The organism is Brevundimonas sp. AVps5 (genome assembly GCF_058681515.1).
Genome location: NZ_CM178740.1, coordinates 2,098,190 through 2,117,519, shown reverse-complemented (window position 1 = coordinate 2,117,519; position 19,330 = coordinate 2,098,190). Strand labels below are relative to the sequence as shown.

Here is a 19,330-nt window from a genome sequence, read left to right as displayed (position 1 = left end):
CCCTTCGTCCGCGACGGAAAAACCTGCCGCTCGCGCAGCGGTCAGGCGGTCAGGGCTCTGGGGAGCTTGAAGGTCACGGTCTCCGGTTCGCCGGGATCGTCGGCCAGGGTGACGTCGAACCGGTCCTTCAGGGCCTGAACCACGGCCTGAACGAGGGGTTCCGGGGCGGAGGCGCCGGCGGTCACGCCGACGGTCGAGGCACCCTCCAGCCAGGCCCAGTCGATATGCGAGGCGTCGTCGATCAGACGGGCGTCGCCCGCGCCGGCCCGCAAAGCCACCTCGACGAGACGCACCGAGTTCGAGGAGTTCTTCGATCCGACGACCAGAACCAGGTCCGAACCGACGGCCAGTTGCTTGACCGCTTCCTGGCGGTTGGTCGTAGCGTAGCAGATGTCTTCCTTGTGCGGGTCGGGCAGTTCGGGAAACCTGTGCTTGAGCACCAGCAGGATTTCGGACGTGTCGTCCAGCGACAGGGTCGTTTGGGTGGCGTAGGCCAGAGGCAGGTCGCCCGGACGCTGGAAGGCTTCCGCATCCTCGACCGTCTCGATCAGGCTGATCGCGCCTTCGGGCAACTGACCGAGCGTGCCGACGACCTCCGGATGACCGGCATGACCGATCAGGATGATGTGGCGGCCGTTGGCGTGGTGGCGCTCGGCCTCGACATGCACTTTCGAGACCAGTGGGCAGGTGGCGTCGAGGAACAGCAGTTCGCGCGCGCGCGCCGTCGCCGGCACCGATTTCGGCACGCCGTGGGCGGAGAAGACCACCGGCCGATCGTCGGGGCATTCGTCCAGTTCCTTGACGAAGACGGCGCCCAGTCCCTTCAGGCGGTCGACGACGTGCCTGTTGTGGACGATCTCATGGCGGACATAGACCGGAGCGCCGAACTTTTCGATCGCGCGCTCGACGATCTGGATCGCCCGGTCCACCCCGGCGCAGAAGCCGCGCGGCGTGGCCATGCGCACCGTGAGAGGGCGACGCAACCCGGGGGCCGCGACGAGGGGGGAGGGGGCGAGGGCGTCCATGGGTGAAACCTAGTCGTTCCGGTGCCGCGTCGCCACCGTGGCGGGCTTCATTGGTTTGCGACGCCTCGCTTTAGCCGCTATCAGGCGGGAAGCCTGACCGCGTTCCGTCAGCGCCCAGATTCCGGATTTCCTAATGCGTCTTGCGACCGTCGCCCTTGCCGCCCTGTCGGTCATCGCCTCAGCCGGAGCAGCCTCCGCCCAGTCGCGCGAACCCGACCAGCGCCCGGAACGCGGCCGCAGCCCCCAAGAGCAGCAGGAAGAGAACGGCGGCCGCACCCGGGCGCCGCGCATCGCCCCCCTGCGGTCGGTCGCCAACGCCGGGCCGTGCCCGTTCGTGAAGATCCTCTATGACGCCGCCCGGTTCGTGGAACTGGAGGGCGGGCGCGCCGCCGCCGCCAACGTCGGTTACACCGGCGAGATCGAGGGCGTCACTGCCGGCTGCGCCTATCAGGCGGATGAGCCGATCTCCGTCCAGATGAACATCCTGTTCAACCTCGGCCGGGGCCCGCAGGCCGACGGCGACCAGCGTACCTATCGCTACTGGATCGCGGTCACCGAGCGGAACGAAGCCGTCCTGGCCAAGGAATATTTCGACCTGCCGGTGGACTTCGAGGGCGCAGCGACCGCGTCGGTCACCGAAGAGCAGTCGGTGATCATCCCGCGCGTCAGCGCCGAGACCAGCGGCGGCAATTTCGAGGTCCTGATCGGCTTCGAGGTCACGCCCGAGATGGCCGAGTTCAACCGCACCGGCAGCCGGTTCCGCATGACGGCCGGACAGGCCGCGGCGACTCCTCCGGCGCAATGACCGACCTCAGGACCGATCTCGGCGAAGCGGTCGCGGCCGCCTTCGCCGCCGAAGGCGTGGACGCCTCGGTCGCGCGCGTCACCGCCTCCGACCGACCAGACCTGGCCGATTTCCAGTCGAACGGCGCGCTGGCCGCGGCCAAGGCGCTGAAAGCCAATCCGCGGGAGCTGGCGGGGCGTGTGGCCGAACGGCTGGCCTCCGATCCGCGCCTGTCGGGCGTCGAGGTCGCAGGACCGGGCTTCATCAATCTGAAGCTCTCCGACGAGGCGCTGGCGCATCGCGCGCAGACTGTGGCCGACGACGCGGCGCTCGCCGGCGCCTCCAGGGTCGCCCAGCCGCGCAAGGTCGTCATCGACTACGCCGGGCCGAACGTGGCCAAGCCGATGCACGTCGGGCACCTGAGGTCCTCCATCATCGGCGAGAGCCTGAAGCGGTTGTTCCGCTTCCGGGGCGACACGGTCTGGGGCGACGCCCATTTCGGCGACTGGGGCTTCCAGATGGGTCTGCTGATCGTGGCCGTGGGCGACGAGGGCAAGGCCGAGGCTTTCCTGGCCGATAGCGAGGGTCCTTTCCCGGATCACAGCCCGGTGACGCTGGACGACCTCGAGCGGCTCTATCCGATGGCCGCCGCCAAGGCCAAGGAGGACATCGATTATCGCGACCGGGCCCGCAAGGCGACAGCGGAACTGCAGGGCGGACGCCTCGGCTACCGCGCGCTGTGGCGGCATTTCGTGGCGGTGTCGAAGACCGCGCTGGAGCGCGAGTTCGGGGCCCTGGGCGTCACCTTCGACCTGTGGAACGGGGAGTCGGACGCCGATCCCCTGATCCCGGCCATGGTCGCCGACATCAAGGCGCGCGGTCTGGCCGAGTTCGACCAGGGAGCCTGGATCATCCGCGTGGCCGAGGAAGGCGAGAAGCGCGAGCTGCCTCCGCTGCTGCTGGTCTCGTCCGAGGGCTCGGCCATGTACGGCACGACCGATCTGGCGACGATCCTGGATCGCCGACAGTCGTTCGACTTCGACCTGGTCCTCTACTGTGTCGATGCGCGGCAGGGGGATCACTTCGAACAGGTGTTCCGGGCGGCCTACAAGGTCGGCTATGCGACGCCGGGCCAGCTGGAGCACGCCGCCAACGGCACGATGAACGGCCCGGACGGCAAGCCTTTCAAGACCCGCGCAGGGGGCGTGCTGAAGTTGCACGACCTGATCACCCAGGCCCGGGACAAGGCGCGGGAGCGGCTGAAGGAGGCCGATCTGGGTGCCGACCTGCCGGAAGCCGAGTTCGAGGACACGGCGTCGAGGGTGGCCGTGGCGGCGCTCAAGTTCGCCGATCTGTCGAACAGCCGGACCACCAGCTACGTCTTCGATCTGGACCGGTTCATGAGCTTCGAGGGCAAGACCGGCCCCTACCTGCTGTACCAGGCGGTGCGGATCAAATCCCTGCTGCGCAAGGCCGAGGCGCAGGGCGTGCTGGCCGGGCCGATCTTCGTTCGCGAGCCGGCGGAGCGTGATCTGGTGCTGACGCTGGACGCCTTCGATCAGGCGGTGTCCGACGCCTATGACAAGCGCGCGCCGCATCTGATCGCCGAACATGCCTATCGACTGGCCCAGTCGTTCTCGAAATTCTACGCGGCCTGCCCGGTGCTGGCGGCGTCGGAGCCCGAGACGGTGGGGTCGCGACTGGCCCTGGCCGGGGCGGGGCTGAGCCAACTGGAGACGGCGCTGCGGCTGCTGGGAATCGATTCGCCCGACCGGATGTAGCGTCCGCGACACGGACTCCGCTGTGGTCCACTGGTTAACTGTTCCGCTGAGGGCAGGAGACGAAGCCGAAATGGCGCGGTCGGGGAGCAGGGAAGGTCAGACGCCGGCAGTGCGCCGCGACGGCTTCCGGCTGCCGATCTTCCGCAAACGCGCCCGGCTGTATGTCGACGGCTTCAACCTGCATCACGCGATCCTCGATCTGCAGCGGCGTGAGCTCCTTTGGCTCGACCTGAAGGCCCTGGGGCGGGCTCTCCTGCCGCCGGGCGAGCGGCTGGCCGGCGTCACCTGGGCCAGCGCACATCGACCGCAGCGTCGAGACCGGATGGAGGCCCTGCTGGCCTATGAGGAGGCGTTGAGGGCCCGGGATGTTCGCTGCCTGATGGGGCATTTCGTGGTTCACAGCGACCACTGCCACGCCTGCGGACATCAGTGGATGGATGCGACGGAGAAGCAGAGCGACGTGAACCTGGCCCTGTCGATCGCCGCAGATGCGGCCGCCAACCGGTTCGATACGGCCTACATTCTGACCACCGACGGAGATCATGCGGCGACGACGCGGTTCCTGCATGAGGGCTATCCCGACAAGACCGTGGTCAGTGTCGCGCCGCCGGGGCGGGGGCATAACCGCCAGCTTCTGGAATGGGCCCATCTGAGGAGCGAGATCGACATGGGCATGCTGGAGCGGTCGAGCCTTCCGGAGCGGATCCTGACGCGGTCGGGCTTCGTCGAACGGCCGAGGAGCTGGACTGCTGAGGGGATCGCCCCGCCACCGCCGGGGCCGATCCCGCCCCAACCCGAGATCAAGCGTGGACATCTGCGGCTGGTGGTGTCGAACTGATTGCGCTGATAGCGAGGGCCCATGATTGATCTGAACGCCTATATCGCCGGCCTGCCCAAGGCCGAACTGCATTTGCACATCGAGGGTTCGCTCGAGCCTGAGCTGATGTTCGAACTGGCCCGACGGAACGGGGTTCAGATCCCGTTCGACAGCGTCGAGGCGGTGCGGGCGGCGTATGATTTCTCGAACCTGCAGGACTTCCTCGACATCTACTACGCCGGGGCGAATGTCCTGCTGACGCGCAAGGATTTCGAGGATCTGGCCTTCGCCTATTTCCAGCGGGCGGCGGCGGACAATGTGCGGCACGCCGAGATCTTCTTCGACCCCCAGACCCACACCGATCGCGGCGTGGAGTTCGGGGTCGTGGTCGAGGGACTGACCGCCGGGATGGACCGGGCGAAGGCGGAACTGGGCGTGACGTCCGGTCTGATCCTGAGCTTCCTGCGGCATCTGTCGGAGGAAGAGGCCTTCGCGACGCTGGAGATGGCGAAGCCGTATCTGCATCACTTTATCGGGGTCGGGCTGGACTCGTCGGAGGTCGGGCATCCGCCGTCGAAATTCGTCCGGGTCTTCGCCGCCGCGCGCGAGCTGGGCCTGAAGCTGTGCGCCCATGCCGGGGAGGAGGGGCCGCCCGCCTATGTTCACGAGGCGCTGGACCTGCTGCACATCGACCGGATGGATCACGGCAACCGGTCGATGGAGGACGAGAGCCTGATCCAGCGACTGGCCGCCGAGCAGATGACGCTGACCGTCTGTCCCCTGTCGAACCTGAAGCTCTGTGTGGTGAAGGACCTGAAGGACCACCCGGTGCCGGAGATGCTGCGCCGGGGCCTGCATGTGACCTTGAACTCGGACGATCCGGCCTATTTCGGCGGCTACGTGAACGCCAACTACTCGAGGCTGGCGGAGGCCGTGGGGCTGAGCCGCGAACATGTGACGCAGCTGGCCCGGAACAGCTTCGAGGGGTCGTTCCTGTCGGACGCGGACAAGGCGGAGCGACTGGCCGAGGTCGACGCTTACGCGGGCTGAGCGTTTTGTCCGTCCGTCCGGACGAAAAACACCCTGACGAAACGGACGAAACGGACGAAATCCGTTTGCTCGCTCTCTCCGCGAACCGTGCGTGCATTGTACGTCAGCGGAATACCAAGGCTAACAAACAGGGTCGAACGGGCTTCTGGATCAGGCGTGGCGGCGTTTCGGGATGCGCGCAGGATTTTATGTGCGACATCGAAATCCCCGTTCCAAGGTGCGCATCGTGTCATCCCGGACAGCGCGGAGCGCTGATCCGGGACGGGTTCGTGTCGTAATTTTCGGCCCGGTCAGCCGCTTGGCTGAACCGGGCCGAGGGATAGTGGATCGGCCTTGCCCCGGATGAGCTGCGCTCTCCGGGGCAAGACTAATGGGAGCGTCCAGTCCCGGCTCTTCGCTTCGCTACGGCCGGGATGAGAACGGCCGGTTCCCAAGCCCACGCTTGACTTCGCACCGGAGTCGGGGCCTTGGTCACTTCGCTCTCGCGGGAGAGATCGGGCGGCCTCAAAACCGACCCGGAGCCGAAGGCGCAACCGCCCCGGAAACGCTCAGGCAAACGGACCGCGAGAACATTCGGACGCTGGAAAGTCGGTCCAGAGCCCAAGGGCTTGGGGACCGCGCCGACGGAGCAAGACGCCTGGTTTCGGGCGTTGGAATCTCTCAGGCTTCACAGACAGCGGGGGCGCGAGGACGGCGGAGCTTTCCGCCTCGAGACGCGACCCTGAAAGTCTGGACCCGCATGACCGACGAAACGCTGAAGATCACTCCTCTGAATGCCGCGCACCGTGCGGCGGGTGCCCGCATGGTCGGGTTCGGCGGATACGACATGCCGGTGCAGTATGAAGGCGTCCTGGCCGAGCACCGCTGGACGCGCGAGCACGCCGGCCTGTTCGACGTCAGCCATATGGGCCAGTGCAAATTCACCGGTCCTGACGCGATCGCCCAGTTCCAGCGCTTCGTGCCCGGCGACTATGATGTGCTGAAGGCCGGCCGTCAGAAATACAGCCTGCTGCTGAACGAACAGGGCGGGATCATTGACGACCTGATGGCGGGCAAGCCCGACCACGACGGCCTGTTTGTCGTCGTCAACGCCGGCAACAAGGACGAGGACTTCGCCTTCTGGTCCGAGCATCTGTCGGGCGACGCGACCCTGACCGTGCTGGACGACCGGGCCCTGATCGCGATCCAGGGGCCGGAAGCGGCCGAGGTCATGGCGAAGCACGAGCCGGTGCTGGCCGAGTTCGGTTTCATGGACTGCGCGCGGCTGATGCTGTTCGGGGTCGACTGCTACGTCTCGCGCTCGGGCTATACGGGCGAGGACGGCTACGAGATTTCCGTCCCGGCAGCCGATGCCGAGCGGGTGTGGAACACCATCCTGGAGGACGCCCGGGTCAAGCCGATCGGCCTGGGCGCGCGCGACAGCCTGCGTCTGGAGGCAGGCCTGCCGCTGCATGGGCACGACATTGATCCGGGCACGTCCCCGGTCGAGGGTGGCCTGACCTTCGCCCTGTCGAAGTCGCGCAAGGAGGCCGCCGACTTCAACGGCGCCGCGCGCATCCTGAAGGAACTGGCCGAGGGCCCATCGCGGGTGCGCGTGGGTCTCAGCGTCAAGGAAGGCGCGCCGGCCCGTGAGGGCGCCGAGATCGCGGATCTGGACGGGAACGTCATCGGCAAGGTGACCTCGGGCGGGCCGTCGCCGACGCTGGGTCGCAACATCGCCATGGGCTATGTGCCGCCATCGCACGCCGCCCTGGGGACCGGGTTAAAGGTCATCGTGCGCGGCAAGGCCGCCGCCGCCGAGGTGATCGACATGCCGTTCGTCACCCAACGCTATTACCGTAAACCGAAAGCCTAAAGGGACCACCATGCACTTCACCAAGGATCACGAGTGGGTTCGCCTCGACGGCGACGTCGCCACCGTCGGCATCACCAAACACGCCGCCGACCAGCTGGGCGATGTGGTGTTCGTCGAGACGCCGGAAGCCGGCAAGACCGTCGGCAAGGGCGACAGCTTCGCCGTCGTCGAGAGCGTGAAGGCGGCCTCGGACGTCTACGCCCCGGTCTCGGGTGAAGTGATCGAGGGCAACGCTGTGCTGGCCACCGCGCCCGAGACGGTCAACGCCGACGCCGAAGGCGAGGGCTGGTTCGCGAAGATCAAGGTCTCGGACGCCGGCCAGATCGCCGGCCTGATGGACCGCGCCGCCTACGATGAGTTCCTGGCGTCGCTTTGATCGTCATCCCGGCCGACGCGAAGCGGAGAGCCGGGACCTGCCTGCCGATAAGACCCCGGTCCCGGAGAGCGAAGCTCATCCGGGGCAAGCTCCAAGTTCCGCCCTTGTCCCGGTTCAGCCCAGCGGCTGACCGGGACATGCAAGATCATCCCACGCCGTCCCGGCTCTCCGCTTCGCTGCGGCCGGGATGACAAGGTCTCCCCGCCGCTAGGTGAACATACGATGCGCTACCTCCCCCTGACCCCCGACGACCGTACGGCGATGCTCGCCGCCATCGGCGTGAAATCGATCGACGACCTGTTCGTGGACGTGCCCCAGGCGGCGCGGCGCGACGGCTTCGTCGACCTGCCGCGCGTCATGGGCGAGCTGGAGGTCGAGAGGGCATTGAAGACGCTGGCGGGCAAGAACACGGCGGCGGGCGACGTGCCCTTCTTCTGCGGTGCGGGCGCCTATCGCCACCATGTGCCGGCGACGGTGGATCACGTGATCCAGCGCTCGGAATTCCTGACCAGCTACACGCCGTATCAGCCCGAGATCGCACAGGGGACGCTGCAGTATCTCTATGAGTTCCAGACCCAGGTCGCGAACCTGACCGGGATGGATGTGGCCAATGCCTCGCTCTACGACGGCTCGACCGCCATGGCCGAGGGCGTGCTGATGGCGACGCGGGTGACGCGCCGGAACAAGGCGGTCATCTCGGGCGGGGTGCACCCGCACTATGTCCGGGCGACCGAGACCGTGGTGCACGCGGTCGGCGTCGAGACCGAGGTTCTGGCCGCTGCGGTGGACGCCGAGGCCGACGTCATCGCCCGGATCGGTCCGGACACCGCCTGCGTCGTCGTCCAGACCCCGAACGTCTTCGGCACGGCCACCGACGTGACGAAGATCGCCGAGGCCGCCCACGCCGCCGGGGCCCTGCTGATCGTCGTGGTCACCGAGGCCGTGTCGATGGGTCTGTTGAAGTCGCCGGGCGAGATGGGGGCCGACATCGTCGCCGCCGAGGGCCAGTCGATCGGCAATGCCCTGAACTATGGCGGCCCCTATGTCGGCCTGTTCGCGACGCGCGAGAAGCTGATCCGCCAGATGCCGGGCCGCCTGTGCGGCGAGACCGTCGATGCCGATGGGGAGCGGGGCTTCGTCCTGACCCTGTCGACGCGCGAGCAGCATATCCGCCGCGACAAGGCGACGTCGAACATCTGCACCAACTCCGGTCTGTGCAGCCTGGCTTTCACCATCCACATGAGCCTGCTGGGCGAGACGGGGCTGCGGAAGCTGGCCCTGTTGAACCACGAGAAGGCGCTGGCGACGCGCGATGCCCTGGCCGCCATTCCGGGGGTCGAGATCCTGACCGGCCGGTTCTTCAACGAGTTCGCCGTCCGCCTGCCGAAGAACGCGGCCGAGGTGGTGGACCAGCTGGCCGCGCATCATGTGCTGGCCGGCGTGCCCTACAGCCGACTGGCCCCCGACGCCGGCATGGACGACGTCCTGCTGGTCGCCGCGACCGAGACGACGCTGGATGCGGACATCCAGACCCTGGTCAAGTCGCTGACCAAGATCCTGGGAGCCTGAAGATGAGCACGATGAACACCGTCGGCCGGCCCACCACTCCGAACCGCGTCGAGAACAAGCCCGCCACCCTGACCGGCGGACGCGGCCTGTTGCAGGACGAACTGCTGATCTTCGAGAGCGACGGCTGGGGCAAGACCGGCGTCGACCTGCCGGAACCGAAGACGGACGGCGGCGATCTGGGCGACCTGATCCGGCGCGATCCGATCGGTCTTCCGGGCCTGAGTGAGCCCGAGACGATGCGTCACTATGTGCGGCTGTCGCAGAAGAACCACGCCATCGACCTGGCCCTCTATCCGTTGGGCTCGTGCACGATGAAGCATAACCCGCGCCTGAACGAGAAGATGGCCCGCCTGCCGGGCTTCTCCGACATCCACCCGCTGCAGCCGATCTCGACGGTGCAGGGGGCGCTGGAGCTGATGGATCAGCTGTCGCACTGGCTGAAGACCCTGACCGGCATGCCGGCCGTGGCCCTGTCGCCCAAGGCCGGTGCTCACGGCGAACTGTGCGGCCTGATGGCCATCCGCGCGGCGCATGAGGCGTCGGGCCAGCACGAGGCGCGCCGCAAGGTGCTGGTGCCGACCTCGGCCCACGGCACCAACCCGGCGACGGCCGCCTTCGTCGGCTATACGGTGGTCGAGGTGGCCCAGACCGACGACGGGCGTGTGGACGTGGCCGACCTGGCGTCGAAGCTGGGTCCGGACGTGGCCGCCATCATGGTGACCAATCCGAACACCTGCGGCCTGTTCGAACGCGACATCCTGGAGATCAGCCGGCTGACGCATGAGGCGGGCGCCTATTTCTACTGCGACGGGGCCAACTTCAACGCCATCGTCGGCCGGGTTCGCCCGGGGGACCTGGGCGTCGATGCGATGCATATCAACCTGCACAAGACCTTCTCGACTCCCCATGGCGGCGGCGGTCCCGGGTCGGGTCCGGTCGTGCTGTCAGCCGCCCTGGCGCCGTTCGCCCCGGCTCCCTGGGTCGTCCATGACGCGGATGGTTATCGTCTGATCGAGCGCGAGGAGGACGAGGCCGCCCAGGCCTTCGGTCGCATGTGCGCCTTCCAGGGCCAGATGGGCATGTATGTCCGCGCGCTCAGCTACATGATGAGCCACGGCTCCGACGGCCTGCGTCAGGTGGCCGAGGACGCGGTCCTGAACGCCAACTACATCAAGGCCCGCCTGTCGGACGTGATGAGCGCGGCCTTCCCGGACGGTCCGTGCATGCACGAGGCCCTGTTCGACGACGAATGGCTGAAGGGCACGGACATCACCACGCTCGACTTCGCCAAGGCGATGATCGACGAGGGCTTCCACCCGATGACCATGTATTTCCCGCTGGTCGTCCACGGGGCCATGCTGATCGAGCCGACCGAGACGGAGTCCAAGGCCGAGCTGGACCGGTTCATCCATGCCCTGCGCCTGCTGGCCCAGGCGGCGAAAGCAGGCGATGTCGACCGGTTCAAGGGTGCGCCGTTCCATGCGCCTCTGCGTCGCCTCGACGAGACCCGGGCGGCCCGTTCGCCGAAGCTGCGCTGGGTCGCCCCGGAAGGGACGAACATCGCGGCGGAGTAGGCTCTGGTCTTCCCGGCCGCTTCGGGCCTAGGCTTGACCGTTCGGCCCGACTGGTCCGCTTCCGGATCCGCGCCGAGGGGGCTGTGGCATGACGCCGAGACAGGCCATCACCTGGGCCGAGCTGATCATGACGCTGGGCTTATGGGCCTTTTACGTCTCGGGCGCGCTGGATTTCGCTGACAGACACGCACCGACGCCAGGCGATGTCCTGTGGCCCTCCTGGCCCTATCTGATCATGCTGGTGGGAGCCCTGGCCCTCACGCGAGGCCTCGTGTTCGTCATCGCGCGGTCGCCGCGACTGTCGCAGCGGGGCTACAGCGACTATCCGAACAGTCCGCTCCTGTGGGACACCTATATCTTCGGCATCACTTTGCGCGAGGCGATTGCCGTCATGACGGGGCGCAGGAAGGACGCCAAACCCTATGCCACCGATGCCGAGGCCGGTCTGTGGCGAGCGGCACGGTTGCCCGGGCTGAAGGCGCTGCTGGCGTCAATGGCCTTGGTCGCCCTCGCGGCGGGGGTCTGGACCGTCGGCTTGGGGCGGTCGCTGTGGAGCGACCGGAGCGGACAGGTCGTCCTGATCGTCACTGCGGTCAGTGTTTGCGGTCTGGTGAGTTTTCTGGTGCACCGAACGCTGTTTCTCTGGCGTTCGCGGTCAGCCTAGGCTGAGGCGCAGGGCGGCGAAGGCGGGCGATGTCGAACGGTTCAAGGGCGCGCCCGTCCATGCGCCCCTGCGTCGCCTCGACGAGACCCGCGCCGCCCGCTCTCCCAAGCTACGCTGGACGGCACCGGAAGGGACGAACATCGCGGCGGATCAGGCTCTGGTGCCAATGGCGTCGTTCAGTCTAGTCTCGGCGGACCGGCGGTATCGTTGATACCGCAGTTGCCGCGGAGGGGATCGTATGACGCCGAGACAGGCCATCACCTGGGCCGAACTCATTGTCGCCGTCATCATCTGGGGGCTGTACGGCTGGCAGATGGGAAAGACCGCCACCGCGGACGCCGCGCTCGGCGACGCCTTGTCGTCGGCTATCCCCTACCTGATCCTCGCGGTTGGCGCGTCCCTGATCGCGGGATTCGGTTTCTGGGTCATGACCCGTTCGCCTGTGCTGTCGAGCCGCACAGCGCCCTCTCCGCAATATGACGCGTTCGGGCATGACAGCAGGGGTGAGGGGGAGTTCATTCGAGAGATCTTCGCCGTTGTCGGCGGTCGCTACCGGCACATCAGCCCCTTCACCGACGAGGGTGAGGCGGAGGTCTGGAAGGCGTCCGGCCGGGTCGGGACGCTGGTCTTCGTCGGCTGCATCGGGCTGGGCCTTGCCGTGTTGGCGCTCGGCTTCTTCGGCGTCCGGCTGTGGGAGAGCGACTGGGGAAAAGTGACACTGGCCGTCAATCTTCTGGCGGCGGCGATCCTTGGGGGCCTGGCGACGCACCGGGGCCTCTTCCTCAGCCGGGCGTCCGGGCGGCCTGCCTCAGCGCCATGAAGGCGGCCTTGCCGTGGACCTCGGGGCCTACGTCGTCGTCGGAGGTGAGCCAGGTCCCGGTCGCCATGCGCAGTACGCCGATCGCGGTCACGGCCACTACCCGGGCGTGAAGGTCGTCGGGGGCCAGGCCCTTGCGCGCCGCCAGAGCTTCGCCCAGGCGGCATTCCAGCATCTCGTACCTGGCGTGGTCGCCCGCCTTCAGCGCCGGCGTGTCATGGATCAGGCGGGCCAGGGCGCGAGGGCCGGGGCCCTGGAAGTCCGAGGCCATGTCGGTCAGGGCGTTCTCGGCCATGGCCAGCAGGGGCTCGTCGGCCGGGCGGCGCGCCACGGCGGCCTCGATCAGGTCGCCCAGACCCGCCTTGGTCGACAGGACGATGTCTTCCTTGGACGCGAAATAGTGGAACAGGCTGCGGCGGGACACACCGGCGGCAATCGCTATGTCGTCGAGGGTCGTGGCCTCGAAACCTTTGCGGCCGAAGAGCTCCATCGCGGCGCCGTGGACCCGCGCATGGGTGTCGGCGCGTTTGCGTTCACGCAGGCCTGAAATCTTGTCTTGCACGGCTTGCATATTTGCATCGAGTGCAGATATTGCAACCCGATGTTCCTCCCTCACGTCAGACCCGCAGGATAGACCCGATGTCGAACTGGACCACCGCTAACATTCCCGACCAGACCGGAAAACTGGCGATCGTCACCGGCTCTACCGGCGGGACTGGATACGAGACCGCCCTGGAACTCGCCCGCAAGGGGGCCGAGGTCGTCATTGCGGCGCGGAATCCCGCCAAGGGTGAGGCTGCGATCCGGCGTATCCATCGTGCGGTCCCGGCCGAGAATGTCCGGTTCGAGGCCCTTGATCTGGCGAGCCAGGCCTCGGTCGCCGCCTTCGCCGACCGCATGCTGTTGGACGGGCGGCCGATCGACATCCTGGTGAACAACGCCGGGGTCATGGCCCTGCCGACGCGGGAGGAGACGGTCGACGGGTTCGAGATGCAGCTGGCGACCAACTATCTGGGCCATTTCGCCCTGACGGCGCGGCTGTTGCCGTTATTGAAGGCCGGGGAAGCGCGGGTGGTGTCGTTGTCCTCGATCGCTCATCGGCGCGGTCGGATCGCCTTCGACGATCTCAACGCCGGGCATGGATACGGCGCATGGTCGGCCTATTCCCAGTCCAAACTGGCCATGTTGATGTTCGCTCTGGAGCTGGACCGCAGAAGTCGGGCGAACGGCTGGGGCCTGACCAGCATCGCCGCCCATCCCGGGGTGGCGCGGACAGGGCTGGTCGCGGCGGGGCCCCTGGGGCGGAGGCCTTTTGCCCGCCTTGTCATGAGTGTCCTGTTTCCGCCGATCGCGCCGCTGTTCAGCAACTCGGCGGCAGGCGGGGCTCTTCCGATCCTGATGGCGGCGACGGACCCCGCAGTGCCGGGCGGTGCCTATGTCGGCGTGACCCGGATGCGGGAGATGAAGGGGCCACCGGGGGTCGCAAAGGCCGAGCCTAAGGCGCTGGACGCGGCGGCGGCCGCCCGCCTGTGGGACGTCACCGAGGCCATGCTGGGCGTTCGTTTCGCAGACGCCACGCGCGCCCTGTGAGGCCGTGGCGGCCTTGGTGGCGGCGCGCGAGGTCAGTTTGGCCGCGCCGCCCAGCGCCGGACTGTCGCGGGGCAGTCCGTCAGTCGCCGATCATGGCCGCGGCGTAGTTCCGGTTCTGGAGCGCCTTGGGCGACTGGCCATAGGCGTTGGCGGTCAGTTGGCCGTCCAGGAACCCAAGGGTGATCAGGAAATAGAGGCCGCAGGCCAGATAGAGGATGTTGGCGGCGATCAGGAAGTCACCGTCGAAGGGGATGTAGGGCAGGTCGAAATTCATCAACTGAATCACCGAAGGCAGGTCGCTCGAGCCGTATCCGATGACCTGGTAGAGGATGAGGCCGATACCCGATTGACCGCGATCATGGGAACGCCGCGCGCCAACGGCAGTCTGAACCCAGCAGACAAGCGCACCTACGGCGATGTTGAGAGCGACGATCGCTGGGGGCTTGGGGGCGGCGTCGGTCAGAACCTCGAAGTCGCCGCCCGAGACCGCCAGCGACACGACGACAAGCAACAGGCCGCCGAGAATGGCCACTCCGATATTGGTCAGCCACCATTCGGAACGTCGCGCGCGGCCTTCGAAACTGAACAGTCCGGCGAGGGCGGACATCGTCAGGCTCCGCGCACCGGAGGCGCGAAACCGTGCTCCATCTCGCCGTCGGTGCGTGCCTGAAGCCTGGCGCCATAGGCGTTCTCGCCCGCATCGCCGGGGAGCAGGATCAGCACGGCGCACAGGGCCTGGGCGCCGACGAACGGGACCAGAGCGATCCAGGCGTAGCGACCGGGGCGCCCGAGATCGCGGAGGCGACGGGCGCTGAGGATCAGGAAGGCTGCGAACAGGCCGAGCACAAGGGCCGCGAGGGCGGCGAGCGGGCAGTCTGATAGTCCGTCTGGTGGATCGCGAAGTCAGCGGCTGCGCCATAGGCCTCATATTCGCCGTCCCACAGCAGATCCAGAATCCGCCCGCTCTCAATGAAGTTCGGCAGGTCCAGCAGCAGAGGCTGCGCCGCGAGCAGGATCAGCCACAGGCCGAGCACCGAGAGGAAATAGGCCAGTCGGGACATGCGCCCCCGAAACACGCTCGAACGAAACACAGGCGCCTCCCTTTGCTCTGCGTAATCTAGCAAGGGTTGCAGGCGCGGCAACCTCTCTCGTGGACTACCGCAACTGCGAAGCACGCGGTTGTGAATGTGGCGGAATAGCGTCCTGACGCAACAGGCGTAGAGTCCTCCCTGCGTTATCGGAACGGAAACAGGCGTTGGGAGGCGCTGTCGTTATGATGTCACGCGTACAGAAGGGAGTGATCGCAGGCTTGTTCGCCACGGTCGCTGTTTCATTACTCGAAGCTGTGAATGTTTTTGCTGGTCCGTGGGTGGAGCCGTTTCCGCTGTTCGTGGCCAGTCTGATCGGGATGACCGGAAACCTGGCCGTGGGGTGGATCGCCCACTTCGTCGCCGGGGCGCTCATCCTGGGATCCCTGTTCGGGATCCTGTGTCCCCGGATGCCGGGTCAGACCGCCGAGACCAAGGGCATCATCTTCGCCGTGGGTGCCTGGGCGGTGCTGATGGTGATGGTGTTCCTGTTCGGCGATTCGCGGATCTTCCGCGGCACCGGCGGGTTCGGAATGGTCGCCTGGATGCTGGTCAGCCATGCCGTGTTCGGCATCGTGCTGGGCAATGTCTACGCCCGGCTGGTGGCGCGCGAGAAGCGGGCCGCCAAGCTGATGGACGGGGTCGCCGCCGCTCACTAAGGCGCAACCAAAATGAGAAGGGCGGCGCACCGGTCCGGTGCGCCGCCCTTTTTGTGGTCGATGCCGACGAGCCTAGTTCAGGCGCGTGCCGATCTGGGCGATGGCGGCGTCGAGCAGGGGATCGGTCTTCGCGCCGGTGATGCGGGCGGTCAGGATGGTCTCGGCGGCCTGGGCGGCGACCTCGGCGGCGGCGGCCTTGACCTCGGCGGTGGCCTGGACCTCGGCGGTGGCGATCCGCCGTTCGGCCAGGGCCTGACGACGGGCGAGAGCCTCTTCGAGGCGGACCTTGGCTTCGGCCTCCATGATGCGGGCGTCGGCCTCGGCGGCGGCCAGCATGTCGCGGGCCTGGGCTTCGGCAGCGGCCTTCTCGGCACGGATGGTGGCCAGCAGGGCCTCGGCCTCGGCCCGCAGGCGCTGGGCCTCATCGAGCTCGGACTGGATCTTGGCGCCCTTGGCGTCGAGCTGGCCGGCGACCAGTTTCGGCACGCCGACGAAGATGCAGATGCCGAGGAAGAGCAGCAGGCCGATACCGACCCACAGTTCAGCGTTCGCGAGATCGTAGAAGTGGCCGGTCAGAAAGGCGGGCATATCAGGCGGCTCCCTTGACCGCTGCGGTCGCCTCGGCGGCCGTAGGGGCCTTGCCGGTCAGGCGCTCGACGATGGCCGAGGCGGTGTCAGCGGCGATGGTGGCGACATTGGCCATGGCGGCGTCGCGGGTCTTGCCGATGGCGGTCTCGGCCTCGGCGATGCGGGCGTTGACGACGGCTTCTTCCTCGGCGGCGCGTTTGTTGGCCTCGTCGGTGACGCGGGCCTTGGCGGCGACGGAGGCGGCGCGGCTGTCAGCACGGGCCTTTTCGACCTCGGCCTTGGCGGCTTCGGCCTGACCGGCGGCCTCGGCCTGGACCTGACGGGCGGTGGCGACGGCGGTGGAGATTGTGGTCTCACGCTCGTCGAACACGCGGCGCATGCGCGGGGCGAAGACCTTGGCGATCAGCCAATAGAGGATGGCGAACAGGAAGATCAGATAGACGATCTGTCCGAACCAGTGCTGGAACTCGAACTGGGGCAGACCCCCGCCCTCATGTCCGGCCGCCTCGGTCGAGGCATGGGTCTCTCCCGCCGCGTGGTCCGCAGGTGCGCCGTGAACGACGGTCGAGGGTTCGGTAGGATCAGCCATGGTCCATCAGGTCTGGAGAAATCGGTCGAACAGGCGCGGCGACCGGATACCCGGCGCCGCGCCCGATCGGAAATCGGCGATCAGGCCGAGTAGATCAGGATGCCCAGAACGAAGGACAGGATGCCCAGGGCCTCGGCCAGGGCGGCGCCCACGAACAGGTTGCCGATCTGCGAGCCGGCGGCCGACGGGTTGCGCAGGGCGCCCGTCAGGAACGAGCCGAAGATGTTGCCGACGCCGATGCCGGCGCCGATCATGCCGGTCATTGCGAGGCCGGCGCCGATGAGCTTGGCGGCTTCTGCTTCCATAATCTTAAGTCCTAGTCTGGGGTTGGTTGGGTTGGAGAGAGACTGGGAGAGGGGCTTTAGTGCCCGTGACCCAGGTTGACCACATCGTTGAGGTAGATGCAGGTCAGAACGGCGAAAACGAAGGCCTGGAGGAAGGCCACCAGGAACTCCAGCGCGGTCAGGCCGACGGTCATGCCCATCGACAGAATGGCGATCGGGATACCGAGCTCGAGGCCGACACTGCCGCCGACGCCCACGACCACGAAGCCGGCGAAGACCTTCAGGGCGACGTGGCCGCCCATCATGTTGCCGAACAGACGAAGGGTCAGGGTGACCGGGCGCAGCAGGAACGAAACAAACTCGATGACGATCACGAAGGGCAGGACCGGCCACGGCACGCCCGACGGCACGAACAGCTTGAAGAAGCCCAGGCCGTGTTTGGCGAACCCGATGGCCAGCACCAGCAAGATGGTCAGCACGCCGAAGGTGGCGGTGACGGCGATCTGCGAGGTGGCGGTGAAGGTCAGGAACAGGCCGATGAAGTTCATGGCCAGGATGAAGGTGAAGACGGTGAAGACGAACGGGAACAGCTTGCGCCCGTCGTGGCCGATGATGGAGTCGACGATCCCGTCGATCATGCCGAACATGGTCTCGCCGGCGGCCTGCCAGCGACCCGGAACGATCCTGGCACCGGCGGTCACGACCTGAAGGAACAGGACGACCAGGCCGAAGGCGATGGTCATGGCGAGGTGCGAGTTCGTGAACGCGATATGCTGCTCGCCGACCACGGGCAGGGTGACCGTGCCGAAATCGACAAGGGGAACGATCTGGAACTGGTGAAGCGGATCAGCCATGGGCGCCTTTAGTCTTCTTCGTCATCATCGAAGGGAACCGACTTCGGCTCCACTCCGCTTGCTTTCGCCTGGGCCATCAGGCGTTGCGCCGTCGACCAGGCCATCCAAACCGAAACGGCGAAGCCCAGAAGGACGCCGCCGATCAAACCCCAGGGATTGGTATGGAAATACCAGTCCACGATGGCGCCGAGCGCCAGACCCAGGAACACGCCGCCGAACAGGTCGGCGATGATCCGCCACGCCTGACCGGCCGCCGCCTGACCCGCCGCTTCGTTAGAAACCTCGCGGGCCGTGCGCGCCTCCAGAGACGATGCGCTTTCGGTGAGGCGTTTGATCGCCTCTTCGCGCGATTCCGGGGGCAGGGACATGGGCTTTGTTTGTTTCGAACCCCGCCCGGCCACGCATGGATTTGCGGGCCCCGACAGGGGTCTGAATTCGGCGCGGAACCTATAGGCGAGGGGGCGGAAGGTCAAGGCGCTGATGGGCAAGGCTAAGATGTTGAATTGTCGCGGGTCTGGCTGGTCGGTGCGACGAGCTTCTCCCGCCCCCGAGGGGGAGGGAGAAGGGTTTATGCCGCCACCCGCTCCCACGCCTGGCCCACCGGCATGATCTCAAGGTCGGCCGCCTTGGCCAGGCGGATGACGCGGTCGAGGTCATCGGGTGTGCAGCCGTAAGGCGTCGGGGCGTCCATGACGTCGTGGCCGTAGGCGATGAGCCAGCCCTTGCGGGCAGCGGTCTCTGTCATGAGGGCCTCGAGATCGTAGCCGGGCAGGCGGCGGCTCTCCAGGCCGATGGCCTGGAGGTTGGCGCGGTCGGCGCTGCCGGCGTTGACGCCGTCACGGACGCCGCGGGCAAGGGCGAATCGTTCCGCGACGACCGCCTTGGCGCCGACGGAGACGTCTCCGTAGGGCCAGGCGAAGGTCGTCATGACATGGCCCGCCAGCCGCTCTGCGACCCAGGCGGCGTTCCTGTCCAGATCGGCGGCGTAGGCCTCGGGCGAGACGGCGAGGGCGCTGGTGTGGCCGAAGGTGTGGCAGCCGACCTCGTGGCCGGCGCCGAACAGGGCCTGGAGATGATTGGTGGTGAACTGGGGCAGGCCCAGATTCTGTCCGCCCGACAGACCGCCGGCGACATAGTAGGTGGCGGTGATCCCGTGCTCTTCGAGGATCGGGCCGGCCTCGGTCCAGGCGGTCACCGGGATGTCGTCGAACGACAGGCTGAAGATGCCGCGTTCCGGCCGAACCGGCGCGGACCGGACGCCGAGGTAGCGGCCGCCCCGGCGGCGCATCTTGTCAAACAGGTCGGACATCGCACCACTCTGCCTTTGCGGCGTTAAGCGACACTGAACCGGGCGAGACGTCTCGAT

The 19,330-nt window shown here is 67.2% G+C and carries 23 protein-coding genes, 1 pseudogene and 2 riboswitches; of the genes and pseudogenes, 13 read left to right on the top strand and 11 right to left on the bottom strand.

Translation table 11 applies throughout. The features are described from left to right. Nucleotides 1-41: 41 nt before the first annotated feature. Nucleotides 42-1,025, bottom strand: coding sequence for a 4-hydroxy-3-methylbut-2-enyl diphosphate reductase (ispH, locus tag ACW18A_RS10740; RefSeq protein ID WP_492021709.1), 984 nt, complete (start codon nt 1,023-1,025; stop codon nt 42-44). A gap of 133 nt (nt 1,026-1,158) precedes the next feature. Here ispH and ACW18A_RS10735 point away from each other — a divergent pair, with 133 nt between their 5' ends. From ACW18A_RS10735 to ACW18A_RS10685, 11 genes and pseudogenes are all read left to right on the top strand, one after another. Next, on the top strand, nt 1,159-1,830 hold the full coding sequence (locus ACW18A_RS10735; RefSeq protein WP_492021708.1) for a Tat pathway signal sequence domain protein: 672 nt from the start codon (nt 1,159-1,161) through the stop codon (nt 1,828-1,830). Continuing rightward, a complete protein-coding gene (gene argS / locus ACW18A_RS10730; RefSeq protein WP_492021707.1) occupies nt 1,827-3,590 on the top strand; it encodes an arginine--tRNA ligase in 1,764 nt (587 codons plus the stop codon). The genes ACW18A_RS10735 and argS overlap by 4 nt, the downstream gene beginning before the upstream one ends. A gap of 70 nt (nt 3,591-3,660) precedes the next feature. Next, complete coding sequence (locus tag ACW18A_RS10725; protein WP_492021706.1) at nt 3,661-4,428, top strand: PIN domain-containing protein; 768 nt, start codon at nt 3,661-3,663, stop codon at nt 4,426-4,428. Nucleotides 4,429-4,449: 21 nt separating this feature from the next. Beyond that, on the top strand, nt 4,450-5,457 hold the full coding sequence (locus ACW18A_RS10720) for an adenosine deaminase (protein WP_492021705.1): 1,008 nt from the start codon (nt 4,450-4,452) through the stop codon (nt 5,455-5,457). A 475-nt stretch (nt 5,458-5,932) separates the two neighbouring features. Beyond that, a riboswitch (glycine riboswitch) is annotated at nt 5,933-6,031 on the top strand. Nucleotides 6,032-6,035: 4 nt separating this feature from the next. Continuing rightward, a riboswitch (glycine riboswitch) is annotated at nt 6,036-6,136 on the top strand. Between the two features lie 60 nt (nt 6,137-6,196). Next, nucleotides 6,197-7,312 (top strand): glycine cleavage system aminomethyltransferase GcvT, encoded by a 1,116-nt coding sequence (gcvT, locus tag ACW18A_RS10715; protein WP_492021704.1) that lies wholly within the window; start codon nt 6,197-6,199, stop codon nt 7,310-7,312. A 10-nt stretch (nt 7,313-7,322) separates the two neighbouring features. Beyond that, entirely contained in the window at nt 7,323-7,688 is a 366-nt protein-coding gene (gene gcvH / locus ACW18A_RS10710; protein WP_492021703.1) for a glycine cleavage system protein GcvH, read from the top strand. A gap of 222 nt (nt 7,689-7,910) precedes the next feature. Continuing rightward, nucleotides 7,911-9,257, top strand: coding sequence for an aminomethyl-transferring glycine dehydrogenase subunit GcvPA (gcvPA, locus tag ACW18A_RS10705; protein WP_492021702.1), 1,347 nt, complete (start codon nt 7,911-7,913; stop codon nt 9,255-9,257). Nucleotides 9,258-9,259: 2 nt separating this feature from the next. Beyond that, complete coding sequence (gcvPB, locus tag ACW18A_RS10700; protein WP_492021701.1) at nt 9,260-10,831, top strand: aminomethyl-transferring glycine dehydrogenase subunit GcvPB; 1,572 nt, start codon at nt 9,260-9,262, stop codon at nt 10,829-10,831. An 88-nt stretch (nt 10,832-10,919) separates the two neighbouring features. Beyond that, nucleotides 10,920-11,495, top strand: a complete 576-nt coding sequence (locus ACW18A_RS10695; RefSeq protein WP_492021700.1) for a hypothetical protein — start codon at nt 10,920-10,922, stop codon at nt 11,493-11,495. Continuing rightward, nucleotides 11,494-11,646 (top strand): annotated as a pseudogene (locus ACW18A_RS10690) (hypothetical protein); the annotation flags it as partial. The gene ACW18A_RS10695 and the pseudogene ACW18A_RS10690, both read left to right, overlap by 2 nt. An 87-nt stretch (nt 11,647-11,733) precedes the next feature. Then, entirely contained in the window at nt 11,734-12,315 is a 582-nt protein-coding gene (locus ACW18A_RS10685; protein WP_492021699.1) for a hypothetical protein, read from the top strand. Here the strand turns inward: ACW18A_RS10685 and ACW18A_RS10680 are convergent. Then, a complete protein-coding gene (locus ACW18A_RS10680) occupies nt 12,278-12,883 on the bottom strand; it encodes a TetR/AcrR family transcriptional regulator (RefSeq protein WP_492021698.1) in 606 nt (201 codons plus the stop codon). The two genes, ACW18A_RS10685 and ACW18A_RS10680, sit on opposite strands and share 38 nt — an antisense overlap. A gap of 68 nt (nt 12,884-12,951) precedes the next feature. On the opposite strand from ACW18A_RS10680, the gene ACW18A_RS10675 reads away from it, so the two are divergent. Beyond that, a complete protein-coding gene (locus tag ACW18A_RS10675) occupies nt 12,952-13,902 on the top strand; it encodes an SDR family oxidoreductase (protein WP_492021697.1) in 951 nt (316 codons plus the stop codon). Nucleotides 13,903-13,981: 79 nt separating this feature from the next. On the opposite strand, the gene ACW18A_RS10670 is transcribed toward ACW18A_RS10675, so the two are convergent. From ACW18A_RS10670 to ACW18A_RS10660, 3 genes are read right to left on the bottom strand one after another with little or no spacing between them, the layout of a single operon-like run. Next, entirely contained in the window at nt 13,982-14,509 is a 528-nt protein-coding gene (locus ACW18A_RS10670; protein WP_492021696.1) for a DUF805 domain-containing protein, read from the bottom strand. 2 nt (nt 14,510-14,511) lie between these two features. Beyond that, nucleotides 14,512-14,748: a DUF805 domain-containing protein gene (locus tag ACW18A_RS10665; protein ID WP_492021695.1), complete on the bottom strand. Its 237-nt coding sequence runs from the start codon at nt 14,746-14,748 to the stop codon at nt 14,512-14,514. Further along, nucleotides 14,721-14,963 carry a hypothetical protein gene (locus tag ACW18A_RS10660; protein ID WP_492021694.1) on the bottom strand — a complete coding sequence of 81 codons (243 nt, stop codon included), beginning with the start codon at nt 14,961-14,963 and terminating at the stop codon, nt 14,721-14,723. The genes ACW18A_RS10665 and ACW18A_RS10660 overlap by 28 nt, the downstream gene beginning before the upstream one ends. Before the next feature lie 212 nt (nt 14,964-15,175). Here ACW18A_RS10660 and ACW18A_RS10655 point away from each other — a divergent pair, with 212 nt between their 5' ends. Next, nucleotides 15,176-15,649 (top strand): DUF6789 family protein, encoded by a 474-nt coding sequence (locus ACW18A_RS10655; protein WP_492021693.1) that lies wholly within the window; start codon nt 15,176-15,178, stop codon nt 15,647-15,649. Between the two features lie 72 nt (nt 15,650-15,721). Here the strand turns inward: ACW18A_RS10655 and ACW18A_RS10650 are convergent, their stop codons facing one another. From ACW18A_RS10650 to ACW18A_RS10625, 6 genes are all read right to left on the bottom strand, one after another. Further along, on the bottom strand, nt 15,722-16,237 hold the full coding sequence (locus ACW18A_RS10650) for a F0F1 ATP synthase subunit B (RefSeq protein WP_492021692.1): 516 nt from the start codon (nt 16,235-16,237) through the stop codon (nt 15,722-15,724). A gap of 1 nt (nt 16,238) precedes the next feature. Next, nucleotides 16,239-16,826 (bottom strand): F0F1 ATP synthase subunit B family protein, encoded by a 588-nt coding sequence (locus tag ACW18A_RS10645; RefSeq protein ID WP_492021691.1) that lies wholly within the window; start codon nt 16,824-16,826, stop codon nt 16,239-16,241. A gap of 80 nt (nt 16,827-16,906) precedes the next feature. Beyond that, nucleotides 16,907-17,131, bottom strand: coding sequence for a F0F1 ATP synthase subunit C (locus ACW18A_RS10640; protein ID WP_269516148.1), 225 nt, complete (start codon nt 17,129-17,131; stop codon nt 16,907-16,909). 56 nt (nt 17,132-17,187) lie between these two features. After that, nucleotides 17,188-17,964, bottom strand: coding sequence for a F0F1 ATP synthase subunit A (locus tag ACW18A_RS10635; protein WP_492021690.1), 777 nt, complete (start codon nt 17,962-17,964; stop codon nt 17,188-17,190). 8 nt (nt 17,965-17,972) lie between these two features. Next, on the bottom strand, nt 17,973-18,332 hold the full coding sequence (locus ACW18A_RS10630) for an AtpZ/AtpI family protein (RefSeq protein ID WP_492021689.1): 360 nt from the start codon (nt 18,330-18,332) through the stop codon (nt 17,973-17,975). 200 nt (nt 18,333-18,532) lie between these two features. Next, nucleotides 18,533-19,273: a polysaccharide deacetylase family protein gene (locus ACW18A_RS10625; protein WP_492021688.1), complete on the bottom strand. Its 741-nt coding sequence runs from the start codon at nt 19,271-19,273 to the stop codon at nt 18,533-18,535. Nucleotides 19,274-19,330 lie beyond the last annotated feature (57 nt).